Source organism: Actinotignum sanguinis (assembly GCF_003957255.1).
GTDB lineage: Bacteria > Actinomycetota > Actinomycetes > Actinomycetales > Actinomycetaceae > Actinotignum > Actinotignum sanguinis.
The window spans coordinates 1-17,534 of the sequence record NZ_QDIE01000003.1; the positions used below are offsets into that span (position 1 = coordinate 1).

At 60.5% G+C, this 17,534-nt stretch carries 11 protein-coding genes; 9 read left to right on the forward strand and 2 right to left on the reverse strand.

All coding sequences use genetic code 11. From position 1 onward, the window contains the following. The first annotated feature begins 1 nt into the window (after position 1). From DDD64_RS09165 to DDD64_RS01330, 9 genes are all read left to right on the forward strand, one after another. The gene (locus DDD64_RS09165) at positions 2-169 is read left to right on the forward strand and encodes an IS3 family transposase (RefSeq protein ID WP_164545869.1); all 168 of its coding nucleotides are present in this window, start codon (positions 2-4) and stop codon (positions 167-169) included. Positions 170-802: 633 nt separating this feature from the next. Further along, positions 803-1,522 carry a GNAT family N-acetyltransferase gene (locus DDD64_RS01295; protein WP_126134682.1) on the forward strand — a complete coding sequence of 240 codons (720 nt, stop codon included), beginning with the start codon at positions 803-805 and terminating at the stop codon, positions 1,520-1,522. A 346-nt stretch (positions 1,523-1,868) separates the two neighbouring features. Next, entirely contained in the window at positions 1,869-5,366 is a 3,498-nt protein-coding gene (gene rpoB / locus DDD64_RS01300; protein WP_126134683.1) for a DNA-directed RNA polymerase subunit beta, read from the forward strand. A gap of 45 nt (positions 5,367-5,411) precedes the next feature. Further along, positions 5,412-9,299: a DNA-directed RNA polymerase subunit beta' gene (locus tag DDD64_RS01305; protein ID WP_126134684.1), complete on the forward strand. Its 3,888-nt coding sequence runs from the start codon at positions 5,412-5,414 to the stop codon at positions 9,297-9,299. Positions 9,300-9,585: 286 nt separating this feature from the next. Continuing rightward, positions 9,586-9,960 (forward strand): 30S ribosomal protein S12, encoded by a 375-nt coding sequence (gene rpsL, locus DDD64_RS01310; RefSeq protein WP_016443111.1) that lies wholly within the window; start codon positions 9,586-9,588, stop codon positions 9,958-9,960. Next, on the forward strand, positions 9,960-10,430 hold the full coding sequence (rpsG, locus tag DDD64_RS01315) for a 30S ribosomal protein S7 (protein ID WP_016443110.1): 471 nt from the start codon (positions 9,960-9,962) through the stop codon (positions 10,428-10,430). Before rpsL ends, rpsG begins: the two co-directional genes overlap by 1 nt. A 42-nt stretch (positions 10,431-10,472) precedes the next feature. Next, positions 10,473-12,599 (forward strand): elongation factor G, encoded by a 2,127-nt coding sequence (gene fusA, locus DDD64_RS01320; RefSeq protein ID WP_126134685.1) that lies wholly within the window; start codon positions 10,473-10,475, stop codon positions 12,597-12,599. Between the two features lie 104 nt (positions 12,600-12,703). Then, positions 12,704-13,894 carry an elongation factor Tu gene (gene tuf / locus DDD64_RS01325; protein ID WP_026428288.1) on the forward strand — a complete coding sequence of 397 codons (1,191 nt, stop codon included), beginning with the start codon at positions 12,704-12,706 and terminating at the stop codon, positions 13,892-13,894. Between the two features lie 138 nt (positions 13,895-14,032). After that, positions 14,033-14,725, forward strand: a complete 693-nt coding sequence (locus tag DDD64_RS01330; RefSeq protein WP_126134686.1) for an HAD family hydrolase — start codon at positions 14,033-14,035, stop codon at positions 14,723-14,725. 70 nt (positions 14,726-14,795) lie between these two features. On the opposite strand, the gene DDD64_RS01335 is transcribed toward DDD64_RS01330, so the two are convergent. Together DDD64_RS01335 and DDD64_RS01340 are read right to left on the reverse strand one after the other, a co-directional pair. Next, complete coding sequence (locus tag DDD64_RS01335) at positions 14,796-15,896, reverse strand: zinc-binding dehydrogenase (protein WP_126134687.1); 1,101 nt, start codon at positions 15,894-15,896, stop codon at positions 14,796-14,798. Next, positions 15,896-17,323, reverse strand: a complete 1,428-nt coding sequence (locus DDD64_RS01340; protein WP_126134688.1) for an aldehyde dehydrogenase family protein — start codon at positions 17,321-17,323, stop codon at positions 15,896-15,898. Before DDD64_RS01340 ends, DDD64_RS01335 begins: the two co-directional genes overlap by 1 nt. Positions 17,324-17,534: the final 211 nt, after the last annotated feature.

The window sequence follows — 17,534 nt, forward strand, 5'->3', positions numbered from 1 at the left end:
GATGAAAACCGAGATTTATTACGGGAAGAAGTGGGCTACAACTGATGAGTTATGCGAGGCGATAGACGAGTATATGCTCTTTTATAACCAGAAGCGTATTACCTTGAAGTTCGATGGTTTAACTATCACGGAGCACCGTCAAACGGTTTTAAGCAATAATGTCCAATAAACAGTCCACAGCCCCAAATCGTTTTGATGTCGTGGGGTTGCATCCTGTGGGTCCCGCTGTCGTGGGGTTGCATCCTGTGAGGTTCGGTGTTGTGGGGTTGCACTTTGCGAGCCGGCGGCGGTGCCCGCGGCTAGCCATTCGAAGAAAGCTCTCGACTACACTGGCACGGGTGAGCCTGGAAACAGATCCGGGTACTAGGTCGCGTACTAGGCCGGATACGAAGTCCGATCCGAAGCTGGATCCGAAACTTGATCTGAAGCCGGGTGCGAGCCTGAAGAGGATAACGAAGACTAACACGAAGACGAACGTGAAAATGACGCAGGAAACGACGACGAATCACAGCCCTGAATCACGCCCAAACCAGAGCTCAACGCAGAGCTCAATGCAGAACCCTACGCAGAGCTCGAAAAACAGCTCGAACCCGAGCTCGAGTGCAGCCCTGAGCTGGCTCCGCTCACCCCGGGTGATATCCCTGCCTGGGCCGCACTGGGCGCGGCGGATCCGTCGCTGCTCCATTCGGCCACCGAGCGCGATCTGCGCGATTTCCTCTCCAATCCGGAGGTCGATCCGGCCACCGAAACCCTCGCGCTCTACCGCGGGGAGCACCTCCTTGCCGGCGCTACGGTGTCCATTATGGGCGACGTCGACCAAGATGATGACCTTGATATTTATATCGGTTATGCCTGCCCGGACCTCAAGTACCTCCCGGAGCTTCTCAGCCGGTGCGAGGAACTTGCCACCGGGCTTGCCGAGCGCTCCGAAATTCGCTATTCCGGACTGTCGGTGCAGGTGGCGCGTGACGATGACGCATCGGAAACGAACGCAGCGCTGGGGGAGCTCGGCTATCACCCCACCCGTAAGTACGAGGTAATGCGCCGCCCGGCCGCCGAACTTCCCGCCACTCACATAGCCGGAGTTAGCTTCCGCGCCCCCACGCTTGCCGACGAAGAACCGCTGCGCCTCGCCCATGCCGAAGCTTTCCGTGACCATTACGGGCGTTATGATTACGACGCCGCATCCTGGCACTCCTTCCTCACCGGGTGGCGCATGCGCCTGGACTGCTCAGTCGTAGCGCACAGCGAAGAAACCGGCGCTGTGGTGGGCTATGCGCTGGCGAATGACTACGGCACGGAGCTGTATATCGAATACCTCGGATCTTTGCGCGCGGTGCGCGGGCGCGGAGTGGGGGGCCAGCTCGTGGATCGTGTTATTACGAACGCGGCGCGGGCCGGGTATGCCACCGTCGGATTGGACGTGGATACCCATAGCTCCACCGGAGCCGGACGACTCTACGTTGCGCACGGTTTCGAAGGATACTGCGCTGAAGTGACCCTGGAAAAACGCTTGCGTTAGCGGAAAGTGACCACGCGGGGCCGCGGCGTCGTCGTGCTGGTGGAGGGGGCGTTGAGCTGCCTCGACGCGCCCGCACTTGCATGTACGCCATTCTTGTGCGAAAGTACTTTCGGACGATGAAGTTCGGATGAGATACCGGTACCACCGTGCGCTGGTATCCCTATATGTGACCCCTCGCATAGGCCGGGGGCCTTGGTTCTTGCCGTTAAAACGTGTAGTGTAGAAACTTGCGTTGACACTCCTATGCCCTTGATCACCTCCGCAGCGCTTTTTGGCGTGATATCGCGGTTTTCGGTGAGGGTGACTGGATTGTCCTTCTGCCAGATTCGTCAGGGAAGGATCCACTTTGGCTGCTTCGCGCACATACTCGCTCGCTACATCTAACGGCAAGCCGGTTGTTGACCGCGTATCTTTCGCGAAAATCCATGAACCACTGCAAGTGCCGAATTTGCTCGGCCTCCAGACCGATAGCTTCGGGTGGCTGATCGGCTCGGATAAATGGGTCGCGGAAAACCCCGGTGCTCAGTCCGGGCTCGAAGAAATCTTCGAAGAAATTTCTCCGATCGAAAACGCCGCGCAAACCATGGGCCTGGTGCTCTCCGCCCCGCATCTCGAGGAACCGAAGTATTCCATCCTCGAATGCCGCGAACGTGATCTCACCTATTCGGCGCCCCTGTACGTCACCGCGGAATTCCAGAACTACGAAACGGGTGAAATCAAGTCGCAGACCACCTTCATTGGTGATTTCCCGCTCATGACGGACCGCGGCACCTTCATCGTTAACGGTACCGAGCGCGTGGTTGTGTCCCAGCTGGTGCGTTCTCCGGGTGTGTACTTCGAACGCACCGCGGATAAGACCTCCGATAAGGACATTTACAACACCAAGGTCATCCCCTCGCGCGGCGCCTGGCTCGAATTCGAAATCGACAAGCGTGACGCGGTGGGCGTGCGTGTGGATCGCAAGCGCAAGCAGTCGGTCACCGTATTCCTCAAGGCCCTGGGCATGACGGAATCGGAAATTCGCGAAACCTTCTCCGAATTCCCCATCCTCATCGACACCCTGGAAAAGGACACCGTCCACAACCAGGAAGAAGCCCTCCAGGATCTGTACCGCAAGCTCCGCCCGGGTGAACCGCCCACGGCGGAAGCGGGCCGCACCCTGCTCAATAACTTCTACTTCAACCCCAAGCGCTATGACACCGCGAAGGTGGGGCGCTACAAGATCAATAAGAAGCTGGGCCTGCCGGAAGATAACACCGCACGCCAGCTCACGCTCACGGATATCACCGCCGCGCTGCGCTACCTCCTCGCCCTCCACCAGGGCATGGACCGCATGGGGGAGGATGGCGAATTCCCGACCATCCTCTGCGCTGAAGGCGCCACCCCGGTGCGCGTGAGCACCGACGATATCGACAACTTCTCCAACCGGCGCGTGCGCGCTGTTGGTGAGCTCATCCAAAACCAGGTGCGCACCGGTTTGGCGCGCCTGGATCGGATGGTGCGCGAACGCATGACCACTCAGGAAGTGGAAGCGATTACGCCCTCCTCGCTCATCAACATCCGCCCGATCGTCGCCGCGATTAAGGAGTTCTTCGGAACATCCCAGCTCTCGCAGTTCATGGATCAGAACAACCCGCTTGCGGGCCTGACCCACAAGCGCCGCCTGTCGGCCCTGGGCCCGGGCGGTCTGTCCCGTGACCGCGCCGGCATGGAAGTGCGCGACGTGCACCCCTCGCACTACGGGCGCATGTGCCCCATCGAAACGCCGGAAGGCCCGAACATCGGCCTTATCGGTTCGCTGGCATCCTTCGCGCAGATCAATTCCTTCGGCTTCATCGAAACGCCCTACCGGCGCGTGGTCGATGGTCGGGTCACGAATGAGATCGATTATCTCCAGGCCGGCGACGAAGACAACCACAATATCGCCCAGGCCGAAGCACCTATTGATGCGGACGGCCACTTCCTGGAAGAAGAAGCGCTCGTGCGCGTTCCGGGTGGCGAGCCGGCTCTCGTTCCGGTAGACGAAATTGATTACATGGACGTGTCCGCGCGCCAGATGGTTTCCATCGGTACCGGCATGATTCCCTTCCTCGAGCATGACGACGCCAACCGCGCCCTTATGGGTGCGAATATGCAGCGCCAGGCTGTGCCGCTGATCCGCCCGGTTTCCCCGTACGTGGGTACCGGCTGGGAGATGCGCTGCGCGGTTGACTCCGGTGACGTGACGGTGGCTGCGGCCCCCGGCGTGGTCACCGAAGTGGACGCCGATGCCGTGCACGTCGAGCAGGACGACGGGCGCCATGTCATCTACAAGATGTCCAAGTTCGAGCGTTCCAACCCCGGTAACTGCATCAACCAGCGCGTGGTGGTCTCCGCCGGGGATCGCCTGGAGGCGGGCACTCTTATTGCCGACGGCGCAGCTACCGAAGGTGGCGAACTCGCGCTGGGGCAGAACTTGCTCGTGGCTTTCATGTCCTGGAATGGCTACAACTACGAAGACGCCATCATCCTCTCCGAGCGCTGCGTGCGCGATGACCTCCTCACCTCGATTCACATCGAGGAACACGAGGTTGATGCGCGCGATACCAAGCTCGGCCCCGAGGAAATCACTCGCGATATCCCCAACGTGTCCGAGGAAATGCTCTCGCATCTCGATGACCACGGGATCATTCGTATCGGTGCGGAAGTGCGCGCCGGCGATATTATCGTGGGCAAGATTACCCCCAAGGGTGAAACGGAGCTCACCAGTGAAGAGCGCCTGCTGCGCGCCATCTTCGGGGAAAAGGCCAAGGAAGTTCGCGATACCTCGCTGCGCGTCCCGCACGGCGAATCCGGCATCGTTATCGATATCCGCCAGTTCGACAAGGAAAATAACGACGAACTTCCCTCGGATGTCAACGAAACCGTCCGCGTTTACATTGCCCAGCGCCGCAAGATCACGGTGGGCGATAAGATGGCCGGCCGCCACGGAAATAAGGGCGTTATCTCCCGCATTCTTCCGGTGGAAGATATGCCCTTCATGGAAGATGGCACCCCGGTTGATATCATCCTCAACCCGCTGGGCGTTCCCGGCCGCATGAACCTCGGTCAGGTTTACGAATTGCACCTGGGTTGGGTGGCTTCCCGCGGTTGGGATGCCAGCGCCGCCCGCGAAGCGGGTGAAGAATGGGCCCTGCGCCTTCCGGAAGATACCGTCAAGGCCGCCCCGGGCACCCGGGTTGCCACTCCGGTATTCGACGGTCTGCAGGCCGATGAGCTGGATGGACTGCTGCAATCCACCCTGCCCGATGCAGAAGGCCACACCCTGGTCAATCGCTTCGGCAAGGCTCGCCTTTTCGATGGGCGTACCGGCGATCCCTTCCCGGATCCGGTCTCGGTTGGCTACATGTACATGCTCAAGCTGCATCACCTTGTGGATGATAAGATCCACGCCCGTTCCACGGGTCCGTACTCGATGGTGACCCAGCAGCCGCTTGGTGGTAAGGCACAATTCGGTGGCCAGCGCTTCGGTGAAATGGAAGTGTGGGCCCTGGAAGCTTACGGTGCCGCGCATACCCTGCAGGAAATGCTCACGATCAAGTCCGACGACACCGTGGGCCGCGTCAAGGTGTACGAAGCCATCGTCAAGGGCGATAACGTCCCCGAAGCTGGTATTCCGGAATCCTTCAAGGTTCTCATGCAGGAAATGCGGTCGCTGTGCCTGAACGTGGCAGCTCTTGACGCCTCCGGGCAGGTCATTGACCTCCAGGATGCGGAAGAAGATCGTATGCGCGCTGCGGCCGGCCCGGAGGAGCCCGTGCTGCAGACCGGTCTGGAGGATCTGTCCACCGGAGCCGACTTCTAAACTCTCAAATCTTCTTAGTGGCGCACAACATCGGAAGTAGGAATCTTGCTCGACGTTAATCGTTTTGACCAGCTCCACATTGGTCTGGCAACCTCGGATGATATCCGTGCCTGGTCGCACGGTGAGGTGAAGAAGCCGGAAACTATCAACTACCGCACCCTCAAGCCGGAAAAGGACGGCCTGTTCGGTGAACAGATCTTCGGGCCCACCCGCGATTGGGAATGTGCCTGCGGTAAGTACAAGCGGCCGCGGTTCAAGGGTATTGTCTGCGAACGCTGCGGCGTGGAAGTCACCCGCTCGAAGGTGCGGCGCGAACGGATGGGCCATATTGAGCTCGCCGCTCCCGTCACCCATATTTGGTACTTCAAGGGCGTGCCTTCGCGCCTGGGCTACCTCCTGGACGTGGCCCCCAAGGACCTTGAAAAGGTCATCTACTTCGCCGCCTATATGGTGACCGAAGTTGATGAAGAGGCGCGCCGCGCGGATATGCCCACCCTCCAGTCTGAATACGAACTGGAGCGCCGCGCCCTGGAAAAGAACCGGGATGTCACCCTCGAAACCCGCCAGCAGGAGCTCGAAAAGGAGCTCGCGCAGGCGGAAGAAGATGGTGCCACCGATTCCCAGAAGCAGAAGATCAAGCGCCAGGCTGATAACGATCTCGCTAAGATCCGCAAGAATACGGATCGTGAACTCGAGCGCCTGGAAACCATGTGGGATCGCTTCACCAAGCTCAAGGTGGGGGATCTGGAAGGCGACGAAGATCTCTACCGGGAAATGGACGCGCACTACGGCGACTACTTCAAGGCCGCCCGTGGTGCGGAAGCGATCCAGGCTCGGCTGCGCTCTTTCGACCTGCAGGCTGAACACGACCGCCTCGTTGAGATCATCGAATCGGGTACCGCTCAGCGCAAGGCTCGCGCCCTCAAGCGCATCAAGGTGGTTAACGCCTTCCTGCACTCGGATACCAAGCCCGAATCGATGGTGCTTGATGCGCTGCCGGTGATCCCGCCGGATCTGCGCCCCATGGTGCAGCTGGACGGTGGCCGTTTCGCGACCTCCGATCTCAACGACCTCTACCGCCGTGTGATCAACCGGAATAACCGCCTCAAGCGCATGCTTGACCTGGGTGCTCCGGAGATCATGGTCAATAACGAAAAGCGCATGCTCCAGGAATCCGTGGACGCGCTCTTCGATAACGGCCGGCGCGGGCGCCCGGTGCAGGGTGCCGGCAACCGTCCCCTCAAGTCGCTTTCCGATATGCTCAAGGGCAAGCAGGGCCGCTTCCGCCAGAACCTCCTGGGTAAGCGCGTGGATTACTCGGGCCGCTCCGTGATCGTGGTGGGCCCGACCATGAAGCTGCACCAGTGCGGGCTGCCGCGCGTCATGGCTCTCGAGCTCTTCAAGCCCTTCGTGCAAAAGCGCCTCGTGGACCTGGAAATCGCCAAGAATATCAAGGCGTCCAAGCGTTTTATCGACCGCCAGCGCCCCGAGGTGTGGGACGTCCTCGAAGAGGTTATGCGCGAACACCCGGTGCTCCTCAACCGCGCCCCAACCCTGCACCGCCTGGGTATTCAGGCGTTTGAGCCGCTCATGATTGAAGGCAAGGCTATCCGCCTGCACCCGCTGGTGTGCTCCGCTTTCAACGCGGACTTCGACGGCGACCAGATGGCTGTACACCTCCCGCTCTCCGTGGAGGCCCAGGCCGAGGCCCGCATCCTCATGCTCTCCTCGAATAACATCCTCAAGCCTTCTGACGGGCGCCCCGTGACCATGCCTTCGCAGGACATGGTGATTGGGCTGTTCTACCTGACATCTCAGGTCGACGGCGCCACCGGGGAAGGCCGCTCCTTCACCTCCATTGATGAAGCGCGGATGGCCTATGACATGGGCAGTCTCGATCTCAATGCCAAGGTCAAGATCCGTTTCGAAGCGGATGTTGTTCCCCCGCGCGGCTGGAAGGCTCCGGAGAACTTCGAAGAAGGGGATCGGCTGCTGCTGGAAACCACCCTGGGCCGCGCGATCTTCAATGATTCGCTCCCCGTGGACTTCCCCTACGTCAACGAGACGGTCGACAAGAAGGTGCTGGGCGGCATCGTCAATCGGCTGGCCGAACGATACGAAAAGGTCTACGTAGCCGCCTCGCTGGACGCCCTGAAGTCGGCCGGTTTCTACTGGGCCGGGCGCTCCGGCGCCACCATTGCGGTATCGGACGTCGTCGTACCCGAATCGAAGCCGGAAATTTTGGCGGAAGCCGAAAAGAAGGCCGCGGTTATCGAAAACCAGTTCCTCACCGGTCGTATCGAGGACGAGGATCGCCGTCGCGACCTCGTGGATCTCTGGTCCGAAGTCACGGACGCGATCGCCGTGGAGATGCGTGAAAACTTCACCGCGGATAACACCGTGAACCGCATGGTGTCCTCCGGGGCGCGCGGTAACTGGGAACAGGTTCGTCAGATTGCCGGTATGCGCGGTCTGGTTGCTGACCCGAAGGGCGCGATTATTCCCCGCCCGATTACCTCGAATTACCGCGAGGGACTCTCGGTTCTCGAATACTTCGTGGCGACCCACGGTGCCCGCAAGGGCCTGGCGGATACCGCGTTGCGTACCGCCGACTCCGGGTACCTTACCCGCCGTCTCGTGGACGTGGCGCAGGATGTTATCGTGCGCGAATCCGATTGCGGGACCAGTCGCGGCCTGCTGAAGACCATCGCAGAAAAGGGCGCGGACGGCACTCTCGTTCCCGATCCGCAGCTGGATACCTCGGTGTACGCTCGCACGCTGGCCAAGGATGTAGTCTCCGACGACGGCGAAGTGTTGGCGGCGGCCGGAACCGATCTAGGCGATGCGATTATCGAGCACCTCATCGAGAACGGTGTCACTCAGGTATCGGTGCGTTCGGTGCTGACCTGCCAGTCGCGTACCGGCACCTGCGCCAAGTGCTACGGCCGTTCCATGGCCACTGGCAAGCTCGTGGATATTGGCGAGGCCGTAGGTATCGTGGCCGCTCAATCCATTGGTGAACCGGGTACCCAGCTGACGATGCGTACCTTCCACACCGGTGGTTCGGCCTCCGCAGACGACATCACCCAGGGTCTTCCCCGTGTGCAGGAACTCTTCGAAGCCCGTACCCCGAAGGGTGAGGCACCGATCGCGGAAGCGGCCGGGCACCTCCAGATCGAGGACGGGGAGCGCGTGCGTCGCCTCATTATTCAGCGCGACGACGGCGAAGAGGACCTTGTCTACCAGGTCGCCAAGCGAGCCAAGCTCTTCGTTCCTGAAGGTGGCCACGTCAATGTGGGTCAGCAGCTCGTGGAAGGCAGTGTCGACCCCAAGAAGGTGCTGCGTATTTCCGGGCGTCGGGTGGCTCAGGAACATATCGTTTCCGAAGTGCAGGCCGTGTACCGCTCCCAGGGCGTGGAAATCCACGATAAGCACATTGAGGTTATTGTGCGCCAGATGCTGCGCCGTATTACGGTGCTGGAAGCGGGAACCACGAAACTGCTGCCGGGCGAATTGGTGGACGTGGCGCGCTTTGAAGATGAGAACCGCGCGGCGATGGCCGAAGGTGGCAAGCCCGCCTCCGGGCGCCCGGAGCTTATGGGTATTACCAAGGCCTCCCTGGCTACGGATTCCTGGCTCTCGGCTGCCTCCTTCCAGGAGACTACCCGCGTCCTCACCGAGGCCGCGCTCAATTCCAAGTCCGACCCGCTCGAGGGTCTGAAGGAAAACGTTATCCTCGGTAAGCTCATCCCGGCCGGTACCGGTCTGGAGACGATGCGCTCGGCCAAGATCGAACCGACTGCCGAAGCTCGGGTGGAGTTCGAAAAGAACAACGGCTTTGCCGCCACCGATTTCGACATGTTCGATGACACCTTCCCGTATACCGACTTCCAAGAGTTCGATCTCGGAGCCGGCTACGGAATGTTCTCCTAAACAAGTTCCCCGGTAGCGGGGGAGTTCCCAGCGGGGCGGCCACGGTGTGGCCGCCCCGCTGCGGCGTCGTCGTACAAAGAAGAACCGGGACGGACCCGCAACCCGTGTGTTTCCTAACACCTCAGCCCGCGAAGCTTTGACGGCTCCTCGTGTTAACCGCTATTCTTGTTTAGGTTGCCTGTTTGCGGGTCTGTTGTGGCGGCCTCCGGCCGTCCCGTAATGAGCGGTGTGCGTTCGGGCAGATTTGGCAAACGTTATAATATTCATCTGTCTATCAGGAGAAGTAGTGCCTACAATTCAGCAGCTGGTCCGCGAGGGCCGCGCGAAGAAGAAGCGCGCTCCTAAGCGCCCGGCGCTTAAGGGGAGCCCCCAGCGTCGTGGGGTGTGCACCCGCGTGTTCACCACCACCCCCAAGAAACCGAACTCTGCGCTCCGTAAGGTTGCCCGTGTTCGCCTGTCCTCCGGTATCGAAGTGACGGCGTACATTCCCGGTGAAGGTCACAACCTGCAGGAACACTCCATCGTGCTCGTTCGCGGCGGTGGCGTGAAGGACCTCCCCGGTGTGCGGTACAAGATTGTCCGCGGCGCCCTTGACACCCAGGGCGTGAAGAGCCGCAATCAGGCTCGCTCCCGTTACGGCGCCAAGAAGGAGAAGAAGTAATGCCTCGTAAGGGTCCGGTTAAGAAGCGTCCGCTGGTCAGCGATCCGGTTTACAATTCTCAGCTGGTGACTCAGCTGGTCAACCGCGTCCTCGTGGATGGCAAGAAGTCCCTGGCGCAGTCCATCGTCTACGGTGCGATGGAAGGCGTGGCGGAAAAGTCCGGGCAGGATGCCCTGGCGGTTCTCAAGCGCGCTATGGATAACATTCGTCCGCAGCTGGAAGTGCGTTCCCGCCGTGTTGGTGGTGCCACCTACCAGGTGCCGGTGGAAGTCAAGGCTGGCCGTTCCACGGCCCTTGGCCTGCGCTGGCTGGTGGAATTCGCGCGCCAGCGTCGCGAAAACACCATGACGGAACGTCTCCTCAACGAAATCCTCGATGCCTCCAACGGCCTTGGTGGCGCTGTCAAGCGCCGCGAGGATACCCACCGCATGGCGGAAGCCAATAAGGCCTTCGCCCACTACCGCTGGTAATCACCAGGGTTATCTGACCCGCGAGATAGAAGAGAGCGAAAAGTGGCACAAGAAGTGCTTACGGACCTTTCCAAGGTTCGCAATATCGGCATCATGGCTCACATCGATGCCGGCAAGACAACGACCACCGAACGCATCCTGCTCTACACCGGCATTAACCACAAGCTGGGTGAAACCCATGACGGCGCATCGACGACCGACTGGATGGAACAGGAAAAGGAACGCGGCATTACGATTACGTCCGCCGCGGTCACCGCGTTCTGGAAGGGTACGCAGTTCAATATCATCGACACCCCCGGCCACGTTGATTTCACCGTGGAAGTGGAGCGCTCCCTGCGTGTGCTGGACGGCGCCATCGCGGTGTTCGACGGTAAGGAAGGCGTGGAGCCGCAGTCCGAAACGGTGTGGCGCCAGGCTGATAAGTACCACGTGCCGCGTATTTGCCTCATCAACAAGATGGATAAGTTGGGGGCCAACTTCGACTTCTCCGTCCAGACCATTCGGGATCGCCTCAGCGCTCACCCGACGGTCATCACGTTCCCGATCGGTGCGGAAAATGACTTCTCCGGTGTGGTGGACGTTCTCAAGATGAAGGCGATCCGCTTCCCCGAAAAGGACGCGCAGGGTAATGACACCTGGGGCGCCGTGGTGGTGGAAGAGGAGGTCCCGGCGGAACTCCAGGCCAAAGCAGAAGAACTGCGCATGGCCGCTATGGAAGATGCCGCGGAAGCTTCCGATGAACTCATGGAGAAGTACCTTGAGGACGGCGAGCTGAGCACCGAGGATATGATCAAGGGTCTGCGTATCCGCACGATCGCCTCGGAAATCTACCCCGTGTACGCCGGTTCGGCCTACAAGAACAAGGGTATCCAGCCCGCGCTGGACGGCGTGGTGCACTTCCTGCCCGCCCCGATTGACGTTCCCGCTATCAAGGGCTTCAAGCCGGGTCACGAAGAAGACGGTGAAACCGAAGAACGCCACCCGAGCGAGAACGAACCGTTCTCCGCGCTGGCTTTCAAGATTGCGGTGCACCCCTTCTACGGCAAGCTCACCTACATCCGCGTGTACTCCGGTAAGGTCTCGGCCGGCACCCAGGTGCTCAATTCGGTCAAGGGCCGCAAGGAGCGCGTGGGCAAGATGTTCCAGATGCACTCCAATAAGGAAAACCCTGTTGAAGAAGCGCATGCCGGGCATATTTACGCGTTCATTGGGCTGAAGGACACCACCACCGGTGATACCCTCTGCGCCCAGGACGCCCCGATTATTCTTGAGTCCATGTCCTTCCCGGAGCCCGTTATTCACGTGGCCATTGAGCCGAAGTCGAAGGGCGACCAAGAAAAGCTTTCCGTGGCTATTCAGAAGCTCGCGGAAGAGGATCCGACCTTCACGGTTCGTCAGGATGAGGAAACCGGCCAGACCGTTATCGGCGGTATGGGCGAACTCCACCTCGACATCCTCGTCGACCGTATGAAGCGTGAGTTCAAGGTTGATGCGAACGTCGGTGCTCCGATGGTTGCCTACCGCGAGACGATCCGCAAGAAGGTCGATAGCGTCGAATACACCCATAAGAAGCAGACGGGTGGTTCGGGCCAGTTCGCACGTGTCATCGTGACGTTTGAGCCGCTTGACTCCAACGAAGACGGCGACACCTACGAATTTGTCAACGCCGTGACCGGTGGTCGCGTTCCGCGTGAATACATCCCGTCTGTCGATCAGGGTATCCAGGAAGCCATGCAAAATGGTGTCCTCGCCGGGTTCCCGGTGGTGGGCGTCAAGGCCACCCTGGAAGACGGCGCTTATCACGACGTCGACTCCTCGGAGCTGGCGTTCAAGATCGCGGGTAACCAGGTGTTCAAGGAAGGCGCACGTCGCGCCAACCCGGTGCTCCTGGAACCCATCATGGACGTGGAAGTCCGCACCCCGGAAGAGTACATGGGCGACGTTATCGGCGACCTGAACTCCCGGCGCGGTATGATCAAGTCCATGGAGGATGCGACGGGCGTCAAGATCGTGCGTGCCAACGTGCCGCTGAGCGAAATGTTCGGCTACGTTGGTGACCTGCGGTCGAAGACCCAGGGGCGCGCGGTGTATTCCATGCAGATGGATTCCTACGCCGAAGTCCCGAAGGCCGTTGCGGAACAGATCATCGCGGAATCTCGTGGTGAATAGTCGCCGGTTTCGTTTACAATAGGTAACTGTTCGGAACAGACCGGATTATGCGCGAGCATCATCCACATAGCTGTAAGTAATTTCTAGAGTCCCAGGAGGGCCCAGTGGCGAAGGCCAAGTACGATAAGTCCAAGCCGCATATGAACATTGGCACCATCGGTCACGTCGATCACGGAAAGACGACCACGACCGCTGCGATCACCAAGGTTCTGTCGGATAAGTACCCGGATCTGAACGAGTACACCCCGTTCGATCAGGTTGACAACGCTCCCGAAGAGCGCCAGCGCGGTATTACCATCAACGTGTCCCACGTGGAATACCAGACCGAGAAGCGTCACTACGCACACGTTGACGCCCCCGGCCACGCGGACTACATCAAGAACATGATTACCGGTGCGGCCCAGATGGACGGCGCGATCCTCGTGGTTGCGGCGACCGACGGCCCGATGGCCCAGACCCGTGAGCACGTGCTGCTCGCCCGTCAGGTGGGCGTGCCCCAGATCATCGTTGCTCTCAACAAGTCCGATATGGTTGACGACGAAGAGCTGCTCGAACTGGTGGAAATGGAAGTTCGCGAACTTCTCTCCTCCCAGGATTACCCGGGCGATGACCTCCCGGTCGTGAAGATCTCCGCTCTCAAGGCGCTGGAAGGCGATCCGAAGTGGGTTGCTTCCATCGAAGAGCTCATGGATCAGGTGGACAACTACTTCGAGGATCCGGTGCGTGACACCGATAAGCCGTTCCTCATGCCGATTGAGGACGTCTTCACCATTACCGGCCGTGGCACCGTGGTCACCGGTCGCGTGGAGCGCGGTATCCTCAACCTCAACGAGGAAGTGGAAATTCTCGGTATCCGCGATACCCAGAAGACCACCGTTACCGGTATCGAAATGTTCCACAAGCAGATGGATTACGCCGAAGCCGGCGAAAACTGCGGTCTGCTGCTCCGCGGCACCAAGCGTGAAGATGTTGAGCGCGGCCAGGTTGTGGCCAAGCCCGGCACCATCACCCCGCACACTCAGTTCGAAGCTCAGGTCTACGTGCTGAAGAAGGAAGAAGGCGGCCGTCACAACCCGTTCTTCTCCAACTACCGCCCGCAGTTCTACTTCCGCACCACGGACGTCACCGGCGTCATCACGCTGCCCGAAGGCACCGAGATGGTCATGCCCGGCGACAACACCGAGATGTCGGTTGAGCTCATCCAGCCCATCGCCATGGAAGAAGGCCTCGGCTTCGCTATTCGCGAGGGCGGCCACACCGTTGGTTCAGGGCGCGTCACCAAGATCATCAAGTAACTTGATGCATCGACGCGAAGTTACTCGGTCACCGGGTAACTGAGCACAACGTCCGCCGCGAGGCGGGAAGGGACCCTAGCATTGCGCTAGGGTCCCTTTGTATTTGCACGACGCCGCAGAACTTGGCAGAGTGGCGCTATGGCTCTCGAGGATGTGTATAGAAAAATCGGGTTTCTCGCTAATCCGGCGGGCGGCGGGGCTGGTGCGGAAAACGCAATCGCGGTAAGCGCGGTCCCGGCGGTGCCGGCCGCGGTGCTCTGGGATATGGACGGCACCCTGGTGGATTCGGAAGAGGAATGGGCCCGGGTATCGGGGAATGTGGTGCGTGCCCACGGCGGAACATGGACGGATGAAGATATCGTGGCTATCCGCGGGGCGGATACCATCGCGCACGGACGGCGCATGATGGATGCGGTGCGCCGCGGCGGGGGAGAGGTGGACCCCTGGAAGATGTTTGCCGAGGTGCTGCGCGCCATGGCCGATCACATGGCAGATGCCCAGCTTATTGACGGTGCGGGGGCGCTTCTCGATGCTTTTTCCGAGGCGGGTATCCCGCAGGCTCTTGTGACGGCCACCCCGGGCCGTCCCGTGGAGATCTTCCTCGCCGGTCCGGGCAGCCGGTTGGAAGCGGCGGTTACCGGGGACGATGATGTCCCCGGTAAACCGAATCCCGCTCCTTACCTCCTGGGTGCTGAGCGCCTGGGCGTTGCTATTGAGAACTGCCTCGCTTTCGAGGATTCCGGGCCTGGATTAGCCGCGGCCCGGAGCGCCGGCGCTTTCACCGTGGATGTGGGGGAGTTCCCCCTGGTTGAACTCGCGGCCTTACTTTAGCTGGTGCGCCGACGAGTTCCTAGCCACATCTGGTGGCGCAGTCGAGGCCGGCAGCGCAGCTAGAGCGCCGCTAGAAGGACGTGATAACCACGCGGCCAATGCCGGCGTGGTGCTCGGCCATCGCCTGATAGGTCGCATCGATATCATCGAGGCTAATCTCGGTGGCAACAAGGTCATCGAGGTGGAGGCGGCCCTGTTGGTAGAACTCTACGTACTGGGGAATATCCGTCTTGATATCGGTATTCCCCATGTACACCGCGTGGATATGGCGCCGGTGCACGAAGAATTCGTTGAGCGGATTGATCGTCCACTCCATCTCCGGCTTAAAGACCCCCGCCACGTACACGTCCCCACCCTGCCGGGTTGCCGCGATGGCCGTTTCCATCGTGGGCACGATGCCGAGCGCCTCGAAGGACTTATCGACCCCGCGCCCATCAGTAGCCGCGAAAATCTGCTCGATAGCGTTCGGATCACCCGCGTTGACGAAATGGGTCATCCCAAATTTCTTCCCAAATTCTTCCTTCTCCGGGTTGGTATCCACCCCGATAATCCGCCCGGCCCCGGCAATGCGGGCGCCGTTGACGATGCTCAGGCCCACCCCGCCCAAGCCCACCACGGCCACGGTGTCGCCGGGGCGCACCTGCGCGGTGTTAAGAGCGGCGCCCGCGCCGGTAATAACCGCGCAGCCGATCACACAGGCCTGCGGGAACGGCATCTCGGGGTCAATTTTCGCCACCTGGTGTTCGTGTACGAGCGCTTGTTCAGCAAAGCCGGCGATACCGTAGGTCTGGAAAATCGGTTCGCCGTTGCGGCTCAGCCGCGGGGCTTCATCTGGGCCGCGCAGCGTTTCCTCCGGGAATTCGCATTCGTACATACGCGATTCCCGGCAGGCCCGGCAGTGCCCGCAGTATTGGATAAGGGAGGCAACCACGTGGTCTCCGACCTTAATTTCCTTCACGTCCGGGCCGACGGCGGTTACAATACCGGCGGCTTCGTGCCCGAGCACCTGCGGGAAGGGGAACCCGAAATTGGTGGTGGAGAGCGTGAGATCCGAGCGGCACAGGCCGGAGGCCTTGACGTCGAAAAGGACCTCGCGGCCGATGGGTTCGGCAATCTCGATATCTTCGATGGTGAACCCGCCACCCACAGAATTTACTACTGCTGCTTTCACTATGACTCCTTTCCTGAAAGCGAGGAGAGAAACTCCGCCGCGGAGATTCCCTCCGGGAGAAGAATCGACTGGATATTGGCGAATTCGCGTACCCCTTCGTAGCCCATCTCGCGCCCGAAGCCGGAGCGCTTGACGCCGCCGAATGGCATGCCGGCGGGAACAGCGGGAACCGGGGAGTTAATGGCAACGGTGCCGGTATCTACCCGAGCGGCAACGCGCGCAGCGTGCGCCACGTTCACCGAATGAACCGTTCCGCCCAGCCCGTAGCACGAATCGTTAGCCAGTCGGATTGCTTCTTCTTCCGAGGATACCCGGTAAACACTCCAGACCGGCCCGAAAATTTCCTCGTAGAAAATGGGATTATCCCGCCCAACGTTTTCCAGAAGCGTCGGCTGCACCCAGGTATCTCCCTCGGGAACAATATGGCCCAGGGGAGTGGCGCTCGCCCCGCCCTCGATAGCCCGCCGGATCTGATCATTGACCGTGGCGGCTTGCTCGCGGGAGGACATGGGCGGCACGGTGGTATCTTCGGCAGCTGGATCCCCGGGTCGCAGCTGCGCGGTGCTCTCTTTGAGCCCGGCCACGAACCTGTCATAGAGAGCATCGGGAACGATCATGCGCTTGGGGGAGGCGCAGACCTGCCCAGCGTTGAAGCAACGTCCCATAATCGCCAGCTGGATGGTGGCCTCAATATCGGCGTCGTCCAAAATAATAAAGGGATCAGAACCGCCCAGTTCCATAACGGATTTCTTCAGGTGCCGGGAAGCGAGCTGTGCGATTTTTGCCCCCGCGGCTTCCGAACCGGTGAGCGTGACAATCCGCACCCGATCATCGCTGATGAGCCGCTCCACTTGCGCGTGGGTGGCGTAGAGATTTTGCCATACCCCGCGGGGTAGTCCGGCATCGTAGAGTACGTGAACGATAGCCGCGGCACATTGGGGCAAAATTGACGCGTGCTTGAGAATAACCGTATTGCCGCAGAGCATTGCGGGAGCGAAGCCGCGAATGGCCTGGTAGTAGGGGAAGTTCCACGGTTCAATTTCGACGACGACGCCCTCGGGGCGATAGGCAATATAGCCTTCAAAAGGCGCGGCGGTGGAGCTGACCGGGCGCGGAGCTAAAATATTTTCCGCTTCATCAGCGAGCCAGCGCAGCATGGTCGGCACGGTGTTACCCGCTTCCCCGGTGGCCTCTCCGATGAGTTTGCCCATTTCCAGGGTCGCCAGCGCCCCCAGTTCGCTCGCGCGCTCTTCCGCGATATCGGCGGCCCGGCGCAGAATCGCGGCACGTTCGGCAAGAGAGGTGCGGCTCCACGTCTGGAAAGTTTCGTGGGCCAGCTCAAGCGCCTTATCCACTTCTTCATCGGTGGCATAGGGGAATTCGGCGAGCACTTCGCCGGTGTAGGGATTTGTTGATCGATAGGACATCTTCGTCTACCTCCTCGGTATGGTGGATGATCACTCGCCCGCGACACCCGCGTCGCTAAGCGATGTAAATCACTTAACGCCATGCTAAGTGGTGGCGCACCCCGGGGCAAGGGTGGGGGAAATGGTGCTATTGGCGGCCCGTGGGGCCGAGAGGTCGAGAGGCGTCGTCGTCGTACTATGACGTGAAGCGCCTCACGACGCGCGTTTCTTG